The 11,745-nt window shown below is 29.9% G+C and carries 9 protein-coding genes; all 9 read left to right on the plus strand.

Translation table 11 applies throughout. From position 1 onward, the window contains the following. The first annotated feature begins 136 nt into the window (after positions 1-136). The 9 genes from CLCHR_RS01090 (at position 137) to CLCHR_RS01130 (ending at position 11,523) form a co-directional block, all read left to right on the plus strand. Positions 137-1,354, plus strand: coding sequence for a glycosyltransferase family 4 protein (locus CLCHR_RS01090; protein WP_079437808.1), 1,218 nt, complete (start codon positions 137-139; stop codon positions 1,352-1,354). Positions 1,355-1,453: 99 nt separating this feature from the next. Then, complete coding sequence (locus tag CLCHR_RS01095) at positions 1,454-2,059, plus strand: sugar transferase (RefSeq protein ID WP_079437809.1); 606 nt, start codon at positions 1,454-1,456, stop codon at positions 2,057-2,059. Between the two features lie 79 nt (positions 2,060-2,138). Next, positions 2,139-3,242, plus strand: coding sequence for a Gfo/Idh/MocA family protein (locus CLCHR_RS01100; protein WP_079437810.1), 1,104 nt, complete (start codon positions 2,139-2,141; stop codon positions 3,240-3,242). A 193-nt stretch (positions 3,243-3,435) separates the two neighbouring features. Then, a complete protein-coding gene (gene galU, locus CLCHR_RS01105; RefSeq protein WP_079437811.1) occupies positions 3,436-4,308 on the plus strand; it encodes a UTP--glucose-1-phosphate uridylyltransferase GalU in 873 nt (290 codons plus the stop codon). A 58-nt stretch (positions 4,309-4,366) separates the two neighbouring features. Further along, positions 4,367-5,452, plus strand: a complete 1,086-nt coding sequence (locus CLCHR_RS01110; protein ID WP_079437812.1) for a glycosyltransferase family 4 protein — start codon at positions 4,367-4,369, stop codon at positions 5,450-5,452. A 549-nt stretch (positions 5,453-6,001) separates the two neighbouring features. Beyond that, the gene (locus CLCHR_RS01115; protein WP_079437813.1) at positions 6,002-7,084 is read left to right on the plus strand and encodes a sensor domain-containing diguanylate cyclase; all 1,083 of its coding nucleotides are present in this window, start codon (positions 6,002-6,004) and stop codon (positions 7,082-7,084) included. 76 nt (positions 7,085-7,160) lie between these two features. Then, positions 7,161-8,342 carry an AlbA family DNA-binding domain-containing protein gene (locus tag CLCHR_RS01120; protein WP_079437814.1) on the plus strand — a complete coding sequence of 394 codons (1,182 nt, stop codon included), beginning with the start codon at positions 7,161-7,163 and terminating at the stop codon, positions 8,340-8,342. A 220-nt stretch (positions 8,343-8,562) separates the two neighbouring features. Next, the gene (tyrS, locus tag CLCHR_RS01125) at positions 8,563-9,783 is read left to right on the plus strand and encodes a tyrosine--tRNA ligase (RefSeq protein WP_079437815.1); all 1,221 of its coding nucleotides are present in this window, start codon (positions 8,563-8,565) and stop codon (positions 9,781-9,783) included. Positions 9,784-10,185: 402 nt separating this feature from the next. Then, positions 10,186-11,523: a glycoside hydrolase family 30 protein gene (locus tag CLCHR_RS01130; RefSeq protein ID WP_079437816.1), complete on the plus strand. Its 1,338-nt coding sequence runs from the start codon at positions 10,186-10,188 to the stop codon at positions 11,521-11,523. Positions 11,524-11,745 lie beyond the last annotated feature (222 nt).

Below are 11,745 nucleotides of genomic sequence, written 5' to 3' on the forward strand. Positions count from 1 at the left end.
TTTTGAACCTCACTTTCCCGATTCGCATGCGCTCACTGGGTAAGTTCGACTAGCAAAATCGTAGATTTTGAGTCTCACTTATGTTATAATCTATAAAGTTAATTAGCATTATAATGTAAAAAAGGAGTAAATTAAGATGAATATCTTACTTATAAATCACTATGCAGGGTCTGATTATCATGGGATGGAATTTAGGCCTTATTATATGGCTAGGGAATGGGTTAATATGGGGCACAATGTAACTATACTTGCTGCTGACTTTTCTCATTTAAGAAAAAAGAACCCAGAGATAAAAGAGAATATTCAAGAAGAAATAATAGATGGAATTACATATGTGTGGGTTAAGACTCCTGAATATCATGGAAATGGTGTTGGAAGAATTAAAAATATATCAACATTTATGTACAAATTAAGAATGAATTATAAAAGAATTGCAGATAAGTATAAACCTAATGCAGTTATAGCGTCTTCTACTTATCCTTTGGATATTTATCCAGCTCATAGGATAGCAAAGAGAGCTAAAGCTAAGCTATTTTTTGAAATACATGATCTGTGGCCGCTTACACCAATGGAAATAGGCGGATACTCTAAGAATAATCCGGCTATAGTAATACTTCAAAGAGCTGAAGACTTTGCATTTAAATATAGTGACAAGATTATTTCAATTTTACCAAATGCAGATAGGCATATGAAGAATAGGGGATTTAACACACATAATTACGTTCACGTTCCTAATGGAATAATTGTCGGAGAAAAGAAAAAGGCTCCTATGGAAAAGACAATTGAAACGCTGCAGGAACTAAAAGAGCAAGGATATTTTTTAGTAGGATATACGGGAAATCATTCACCTGCTAATGTGTTGGACACTATGATTGATGCAGCTAAAATAACAAATGATGAAAAGATAAAGTATGTAATGGTGGGCAATGGTAATGTAAAGAACCAACTAATGGAGTATGCCAAAACAAATAATGTAAATAATGTGGAGTTTTTAGATCCAGTATTAAAAGATAATATGGATAATGTACTTGAATTATTGGATATATGTTATATAGGTCTCAAAAAGCAAAATTTATTTAATTATGGAGTAAGTCCTAATAAGCTATTTGATTATATGATGGCAGGAAGACCTGTAATATATGCAGTAGAGGCTTCAAATGATCCAGTCAAAGATTCAAATTGTGGTATTACAGTCCCAGCAGAGGATCCGGAAGCTGTGGTTAATGCTGTTATGGAGATTAAAGGTTTGAGTGAGGAAGAAAAAAATAGAATGGGGCAAAACGGTAAGGACTATGTATTAGAAAATCATACTTATCATGGATTAGCAGTAAAGTTTTTAGATGCATTGAAATAATAGGCACAAACTTATACTTTTATGGGTTAAATTGATTAAAAAGCTTTAAAAAAGTTAATATAATAAGTATGTTTTTAAATAATTTTTAGGAGTAGATATATGAATAAATTTAACAAGGTAGTTAAAAGAATATTTGATTTAGTTTGTTCTACTTTAGGGCTTATAGTCTTAAGTCCAGTATTTATTTTTATTTCAATAAGGATAAAATCCGGATCTGATGGCCCAATATTTTTTAAACAAATTAGAGTTGGTGAAAAAAGTAAAGAATTTGAGATTCTTAAATTTAGAACTATGGTTGTAGATGCAGAAAAATTAGGAAGGCAGATTACTGTCGGAAATGATAGCAGAATCACTAAAATTGGAGCATTTTTGAGAAAATATAAGCTAGATGAGCTGCCACAACTAATAAATGTCTTTAAAGGAGATATGAGCCTAGTGGGACCAAGGCCAGAAGTGCCAAGATATGTTAAACTATATGATGAGAAACAAAGAAAAGTTTTGGAAGTTAAGCCAGGAATAACTGATTTAGCATCTATTAGATATAGAGATGAGAATGAGTTACTTGGGGAAGCAGAGAATCCAGATGAATTTTACATAAATACAATTATGCCGGATAAATTGGCATTAAACTTAGAGTATATAAGTCGAAATAATATATTTTTAGATATTTATATAATACTTCAAACAATAATAAAATGTCTTTAATTAAGGTGAAATGGCAATTTAGATTTTTATTCTAGAGTATAGGATTATAAAATATAAGAAAAGAAGGTTGAAGAACGTTATGAAAAAATTAAAATTTGCTATTATAGGTTGTGGAAGAATTTCTTATAAGCATGTTGAAGCTTTAGCAAAAAATACTGGAGAATCAGAATTAGTTGCAACTTGTGATGTGATTTTAGAAAAGGCTGAAGCGAAGAAATTAGAGTATATTGAAAAAACTGGAGCTTCTGAGGACTCGATTCACGCATATTCTGATTATAAAGAAATGTTGGAAAAAGAAGATATTGATGTAGTAACCATAGCTACAGAAAGTGGATATCATGCTGAAATTGCTATTTATTCTATGAAAAAAGGAGCAAGTGCATTAGTTGAGAAACCAATGGCTATGTCTATTGACGATGCTAACGAAATGATTAAAGTGGCCGAAGAAAATAAGGTGAAACTTGCAGTGTGTCATCAAAATAGGTTTAATAAGCCTATACAAAAACTAAGAGAAGCTATTGAAGATAATAAGTTTGGAAAGTTAGTTAATGGTACAGCGAGAATACTTTGGAATAGAAACATGGGCTATTATGAACAAGCTCCTTGGAGAGGAACATGGGCACTTGATGGTGGTACGCTTATGAATCAATGTATACACAATATTGATTTACTTCAATGGATGATGGGTGGAGAAGTTGAACGAGTGTATGCAGAATGTGATACATATTTAAGAGATATTGAAGCTGAAGATTTTGGCGCAGTAATAATAAGATTTAAAAACGGTGCTATTGGAATCGTTGAAGGATCAGCTTGCGTTTATCCTAAAAATTTAGAAGAAACTTTAAGTATTTTTGGTGAAAGTGGAGCAGTATCTATAGGTGGTCTTGCCGTAAATGAGCTTGAAACATGGAGATTTAATGGCGAGAATGAGGAAGATGTTAAACAATCAGTAAATGTTAAAATAGATAATGTTTACGGGGAAGGACATACACCTTTATTTAAAGATGTGATTGATGCTATAAATGATAATAGAGAACCTTTAATATCAGGTGAAGAGGGGAAAAAAGCGATATCTATAATACTTGCGGCTTATAAATCAAGAAAGACAGGAATACCTGTAAAATTTCCACTAACAGATTTTAAGACACTAGATATGAAAGATGAGTTCAGTGGAAGAAAATAATCTTTAAATGAGGATGTTTAAGATCCAGTAAAGATAAATTTATATATTATTGTAAATTCACATATAATATATAAGGATTTAAGGTATTTAGCACAATCAAAAAAATAATATAACAGTATGCTCGCCTATTTTTTTATATTATTTTTTCATGTGCCTTAGATAAGTAATATATAAGTTGAGAGGATGATATGAGATGAAAGTAAAGAAGGCTATTATACCTGCAGCAGGACTTGGAACAAGATTCTTGCCAGCAACTAAAGCTCAGCCAAAGGAAATGCTTCCGGTAGTTGACAAACCAACAATTCAATATATTGTTGAAGAGGCAATCGCATCAGGAATAGAAGAAATTTTAATTATTACTGGTAGAAATAAAAAGTCTATAGAGGATCACTTTGACAAATCAATAGAATTAGAGCTTGAATTGGAGAAGTCAGGAAAATCAGAGCTGCTTGAGTTAGTTAGAGATATTTCTGATATGGTTGATATACACTATATAAGGCAAAAGGAACCAAGAGGGTTAGGTCATGCAATTCATTGTGCTAAAACATTTGTTGGGAATGAACCTTTCGCTGTCTTATTAGGTGATGATATAGTGGATAGTGAGACCCCAACATTAAAACAGCTAATAGATTGTTATAGTGAGTATAAAACCACTATTTTAGGAGTTCAAACTGTAGCACAGGAGAATGTTTCTAAGTATGGTATTGTAGATGGAATTCACATAGAAGATAGGGTCTATAAAGTTAAAGATTTAGTAGAAAAGCCTAGTATTGAGGAAGCACCAAGCAATGTGGCAATACTGGGAAGATATATTATAACACCAGAAATATTTAATATATTAGAAAATACTAAGCCAGGAAAAGGTGGAGAAATTCAATTAACTGATGCATTAAAGACTTTAATTAGTAAAGAAGCTATGTATGCATATAATTTTGAAGGTAAAAGATATGATGTTGGAGATAAATTAGGATTCTTACAAGCAACTATAGAATTTGCTTTGAAGAAGGATGAATTAAGAAACGAATTTGTAAATTACTTAAATACAAAGCCTTGGGAGCAAATATAGGAAAAATTTGAAATTATTTTGATATAAGGCACAATGAAAATATGGAGGCCAAAGTTTTATGAAAATATGCTATTTAGCAGATATTAATAGTGCTCATACTCATAAATGGTTAAATTATTTTGTTCATAAAGGGTATGATATTCATGTTATATCCCTAGGAAAGGGCGAATATGAAGGGGTTACTGTATACTCTTTAGACGTACACGATAATGTAATGAAGAAAAATTCAGATAAGGGCAAGTTAGCGTATTTAAAAAAAATAAGAAGAGTAAGAGCGTTGATAAGAGAAATTAATCCCGATATAGTTCATGCGCACTATGCAAGTAGTTATGGATTATTAGGAGCTATTGCAAATTATCATCCTTATATTATTTCAGTATGGGGTAGTGATGTTTATGATTTTCCAGTTAAATCGCCTGTACATAAATTTATAATAAAATATAACTTGAAAAAAGCAGATTATATTTTATCGACGAGTAAGGTTATGAAGATGGAAACTCAAAAATATACAAATAAACCTATACAGGTGACCCCTTTTGGCGTTGACATTAATAAATTTACTCCTAATAAAGTTGAAAAAGAAGAAATCGTTATAGGAACGATTAAGACTTTAGAAGAAAAGTATGGAATAAAGTATTTAATTAAGGCATTTAAGGAGATTAAGGAACGAAACAAAGATTTGAAACTTAAGCTCAGGATAGGTGGGAAAGGCAGTCAGGAAGATTATTTAAAAGAATTAGCGAAAGAGCTTTCTATAGATAAGGATGTTGATTTCCTAGGATTTGTGAAACCAAATGATGTAATAGAAGAATTCCAGAACTTTGATGTAGCAGTTTTCCCTTCAATCCTTGACAGTGAAAGTTTCGGAGTGGCAGCAGTTGAGGCGGAAGCCTGTGGAACTCCAGTAGTTGTGACAGATGTAGGTGGACTTATGGAATCAACTAAACCTAACGTAACAAGTTTAGTTGTTAAAAAGAACTCAGTAGAGGATTTAGCAGAAAAAATAGAAACTTTAGTTAAAGATTCAAATCTAAGAATAAAAATGGGTATAAATGCAAGAAAATTTGTTGAAGAAAATTATAGTCTGGAAGACAATTTTAAGAATGTAGATGAGATTTATAGAAATATAGTCAAGAATATTTAGCATATATTTAAAAAATAACAAGTCAACCGTATTTGTGACTTGTTATTTTATTTCATATATTTGTGTTTAATTTAATAAGTTTTTAATTATTATTCATAGGGAGTTACACAAAATCTGCAAAGCAGATTTTGTTTCAATGTTAATAATGATTTGTATACTTTTGAATTAGAAATTTTATACCAAAGGTAACTAGTGAAATTAGTAAAATTACGTTTAATATCGAATTACCAAATTGTATAAACAGTACACATATGAATAAAAATATGAATAGGCTTAATAGCCATTGTATATATCTCATTATTTTATCTCCTTGTAAAATTTTGATTTATCATTGTTTATTGTAACCTAAATTATAAAATCAAATTCATAAAATATGAGTATGATTTTATACATATATTTGAATAATTAAGAAAAGATTCATATAATAATATAGTTAACATTAATAAATACCATATCAAATTGTATTCAATTATTTTATTAGTTGTAGTATAATTGATATAAGCATAAAATAATTACTAGGTGTTTATGGTTAGAGGATGGTGGGAGTAGATGCAGGATTATGAGAAACTATATAATTCTTTAAGAACAGAGTATGAAACCTATCAAAAATTTTCAGAACAACATATACAAGAACTAAATGAAAAAAACGTTAAATTAGAGAAAAGCATAGATTCTTTATCTAATATAATAGAAGTAAGTAAATACATAAACACTTTTTTTAGCAGTGATAACTTAATATCAATGATTAACGATATGATTCTGGGGATATTAGGAGTCACATATTCAACTATATTTCTAATTGAAAATGGAGAACTAACTATAAAAGCAAGTAATATTGAAGAGATGAATATAAACTTAACTTCTAAAGAGTTTACGTATATAAATCAGGGTGAAGAATTTCTAATAAATTCAAAAGAGCCGCTAAAACAAACTGGAGAGCATAAGGTAGATATACATTCTATTATGGGATCACCGATCAAAGTTAGAGAGAAATTTATTGGATACATAATAGTAGAACATAATTTATATAAATTTATGACCACAGAATTAAAGCTTTTCCTTAGATCTATAGCAAATCAGATTGCAATTGCCATAGAGAATTCTTTATTGTATAAGGAGTTAGAACAATTAAATCAAAAAGATTCACTTCTTGGAATATATAATAGAAAATACTTTTATGAACGCATAGAAAGAAAAGAAATTAATAACGAAAACGATAAATTCGCTATAGTGATGATAGATATCGATAATTTTAAAAAGATTAATGATACATATGGTCATCAATTTGGAGATAAAGTTTTGATTAATACTGCAAATATTGTTAAGAATGGTATAGATAAAAATGACATATTTGCTAGATATGGAGGAGAAGAATTTATTTTATATATTTCAGACTTTACGAATGAGGATGTTGTATATAATAAAATAGAGTCAATAAGACGTACGCTTGAAAAGAGTCAAGTGTATTTTAATGGTGAATCTAAATATGTAACTGCTAGTTTTGGAGTTTCATTCTTCCCTCTAAATGGTACAGATTTAAATGAACTGATAAATAAAGCGGATGATTTACTATATAAAGCTAAGAAAACAGGAAAAAATAGAGTATTGAGCGGAAACATATTTAAAATTTAATAATAATATATAAAGCAAGCTTATTTAATTTAATAAGAGTGCTTTTTTATTCTTTAATAAACAAGGAGGATTATATATGGATAGTAAAAAATTACTATCTTTGATAAAGAGAGAAGAAGGTACTAAGTTAGATTTTAAGTTACGACTAGAACTTTTTTATGAGACGGGAAAAAAGGAATTGACCAAAGATATATGTGCTATAGCTAATTCAGGTGGTGGAAGAGGCTATATAGTAGTTGGAGTTGAGGATAAAACAAAAAAAATAGTAGGACTTGAAGATGAAGATTTATTTAAAGAAGAGCAGATACAACAAATTATTTCTACAAGATGTGAGCCCCCTATCCCAATAGAAGTAGATTTAATTGAAATTAAAAATAAAAGGATAGGTGTAATATCAATATACGATGGAGGGCAAAAACCTTACCAAGTTAGAGAAAATGGAGCTTTTTATATAAGGCGAGGATCCACAACAGATGTAATGAGAAAGCAGGAGTTAATAACATTATTTGAGGAAAATTTGAGTTTAACTATAGAAACTTGCCCATTAATAAAGAGTAGTGTTGATATATTAAATATGGAATTGGTTAATAAGTATTTTGATAAGAAAGGAATAAAAATCAATAACGAAAATAAAAGGTTTTTATTATTGAGCGCAGGAATTGCGTTTGAACATAAAGAAGGAGCCCCTTTAAAGTGTACCTATGGAGGATTGCTTGTATTTTCTGATGATAATTATATATATATACCTAATAACATGATAAAGATCGTTAATAAGTTAACTGACGATAATGGTGAATTACACATAATTCAGGGTAATCTTTTATCAATGGTTGATAAAGCAGAAGAGAAAGTTAGAGAAATTTTACCAAAGAGCTATCCAATTCAGGCAGTCGTTGAAGCTATAAAAAACGCAGTTCTTTACAGAGAGTATTTTGATTTAAATAAAATAATTGAAATAGTTATGGATAAAAATAAAATTATAATATCAAGTCCAGGTGAATTAATAGATGAGAACATAAAAGGGCAGAGAACAAATTATAATAAAAGAAATATTTGGCTCTATGAAAAGTTGATTTCTATAGATGAAGAAAAGAGATTCTTAAACAGTGGAATAGGTTTTACAATAATTAAGAATGCTTTTAAGGGAAAAGGTAAAGTGAAATTTATTAACTCCAGAGCAGAACACTGTTTTAAAGTAATCTTACCAGGACCATCAGCACTTAATAATGAAGACAATAATCTGCAGAACCTAAATTAAGGCAATGAACAACCGAAATATATAACTTCGGTTGTTTACCACGTCACTTTAAGTTCTTTATAATACCTTGATATGAACTGTTGCCAAAATTTAATGTTGAGGATATACTATAATAAGTGATTTGAAAAACATAATGTTTTAAATAAATTGATTTACAAACATACTTATTTTATTGGAATAAGTTATTTTAAATAAGAAAATTTTTAGGAGGTACTATATAATGGCAAGTGTATTAGATGAGCTATTAGAAAGAGGATACATAAAACAGTTTACTCATGAAGATGAAACAAGAAAGTTATTAGAAAATGAGAAGATAACTTTTTATATAGGCTTTGATCCAACAGCTGATAGTTTACACGTTGGTCACTTCATAGCTATGATGTTTATGGCGCATATGCAAAGAGCTGGACATAGACCAATAGCTTTAATTGGTGGTGGAACTGCTATGGTTGGAGATCCAAGTGGTAAGACTGATATGAGAAAAATGCTTACAAAAGAAGATATTCAGCACAATGTTGACTCTATCAAGAAGCAAATGGAGAAATTTATAGATTTCACAGATGGTAAGGCGATATTAGCAAATAATGCTGATTGGTTATTAAATCTTAACTATGTTGATTTCTTAAGAGAAGTTGGAGTTCATTTTTCAGTAAACAGAATGTTAAGTGCTGAATGTTTTAAGCAGAGATTAGAAAAAGGTTTATCATTCTTAGAATTTAACTATATGTTAATGCAAGGATATGATTTCTATGAATTAAATCAAAAATATAATTGTAAAATGCAGCTTGGTGGAGATGACCAATGGTCTAATATGATAGCTGGAGTTGAACTAGTAAGAAGAAAAGCTCAAGGTGAAGCAATGGCTATGACTTGCACACTACTTACAAACAGCCAAGGGCAAAAGATGGGTAAAACTGTAGGAGGAGCATTATGGCTTAATCCAGAGAAAACTTCCCCATATGATTTCTATCAATATTGGAGAAATGTAGATGATGCAGACGTTGAAAAATGTTTAGCGTTACTAACATTCTTACCAATGGATGAAGTGAGAAAACTTGGAAGCTTAGAAGGCGCTGAAATAAATAATGCAAAGAAAGTACTTGCATATGAAATAACTAAACTTGTTCATGGTGAAGAAGAAGCTAAAAAAGCTGAAGAAGCAGCAACTGCATTATTTGCAGGCGGAGCTGATATGTCAAATGTACCAACAGTGACGATCACTAAAGAAGAAATTGGTCTTCCAATCTTAGATATCATGGCAAGCACTAAAATTGTTCCATCTAAAAAAGAAGGTAGAAGATTAATTGAACAAGGTGGATTATCTATTAACGGAGTTAAAGTTGAAGATATGACTAGAACTCTAAATGAAGATGATTTTCAAGATGGCGCTGTTTTAATCAAAAGAGGTAAGAAAAATTATAACAAAATAGAAGTTAAATAATAGAACATATATAATTAAATCCATAATAATGCTTGTTGTGAGTATTATTGTGGATTTTTTATTTTTATAAACTTTAACTGTGGATTAAAATTTATGAAATTAAAGGTACTAAACACTAAAATTGTGATGCTTAGCGCTATTGTTATTACTATATTAGAATTATAACTGAAGCTGTAACGTAAACAATTGATTTAGGTTTTAGGTGTATTTTTAAATTAATTGCGTATCTACTAGTAATTAAGAGCATATATTAAGTCAAAAACATACCATATTTATGTCAATATACATACTTAAGAGAAAACGTTGGATTTGTTAAGATTAGTATTGTAAATGATATTAAAAGTAAACTTTTATATTAATGGTATATAAAAATATAAGTCAGAAACTTCAGGAGGGATTAGAGTGAGCACAGTTAAACATATTTATAGCGCTGATAAAACTTATTGGCAAGAGGGACAGATACAGAATGTAGAATATGAAGATACTTTAGAGATAACAAATGAAATCAAGCAGACGGTAAAAGGCTTTGGTGGCTGTTTTAACGAAATTAGCTGGGATATCCTAAAGAGAGTAGATGAAAATGAGAGAAGAGAAATTATAGATAATTTATTTACAGAGAAAGGTTTGAATCTTAATGTTGGACGTTTACCAATGGGGGCTAGTGATTATGCATTAGCATGGCATAGCTACGATGAGACAGATGGAGATTACGAATTAAAAGATTTTTCAATAAAAAGAGATGAAGAATATTTACTACCATATTTAAGAGAAGCATTAAATCGTAAGCCTGATTTATCATTATTTGCTTCACCTTGGAGTCCGCCAACATGGATGAAAACCAAGAAAGTATATAATTTTGGAACATTACTTTGGGAAGATAAGAATTTACAAGCTTATGCAGATTACTTTGTAAAATATGTAGAGGAATATAAAAAAGCTGGGGTAAAAATCGAACAGATCCATATTCAAAATGAACCTCATGCTGATCAAAAATTCCCATCATGTATGTGGACAGGCAAAGAAATGAGGGATTTTATAAAAAACTATCTTGGGCCAGTGTTTGATGAGAAAGGAATAGATGCAGAAATTTGGCTTGGAACAATTAACGGTCCATTTGTAGATTTTCAGCTTCCGGGTTATGGCGCACCATTTTCTGAGTTTTATGATCAATGTGTAAATACTGTGTTATCTGATAAAGAAGCAAGAAAATATATAACAGGAGCAGGTTTTCAATGGGGAGGAAAACATGTAATTGAGCAAGTTGCATTAAGCTATCCTGAAATAAGACTTATGCAGACTGAAAATGAATGTGGAGATGGTAAAAATACCTGGACACATGCAGAATATGTTTTTGGACTTTTTTGGCATTACTTCACTCACAATGTTGAAAGTTATGTTTACTGGAATATGGTTCTTCCTAAAGGAGGAGTAAGTACTTGGGGATGGGAGCAAAATACAATGATAACAATTGATTCAGAAACAAAGGAAGTTATATATGAACCAGAATTTTATATCATGAAACATTTTTCGCATTTTGTAAAACCAGGCGCAAAGAGAATAGTAACTAAGGGGCACTGGACCTCAAATTCTATCGTATTTAAAAATCCTAATGGTGAAATTATAGTTGTTGTTGGCAATGCAATGGATAATGATAGGGAATTTACATTCAAGTATAGTGGAAGAAGTTTCTCTACAGTAATAAAAGCACACTCTGTTAATACTTTTTGTGTAGAAGATTAACTAAAAGTAGGTATAAAATAAGGCATCTAAAATAAATTTGAAATTATTTTGGATGTCTTATTTTATATGGAATTTTAGGTTTAAATTAAATTTGAGTATACATAAATTTAATGTATTGACAAAATAAAAAAATATAAATATAATAAAGAGGTAAATTAAATTTAAAACAATTAAATTTTCTAAAATAATATTTGTAAAAATATAAAATAACAAGTATAAATA

The sequence above is a fragment of the Clostridium chromiireducens genome (assembly GCF_002029255.1).
Taxonomy (GTDB): domain Bacteria; phylum Bacillota; class Clostridia; order Clostridiales; family Clostridiaceae; genus Clostridium; species Clostridium chromiireducens.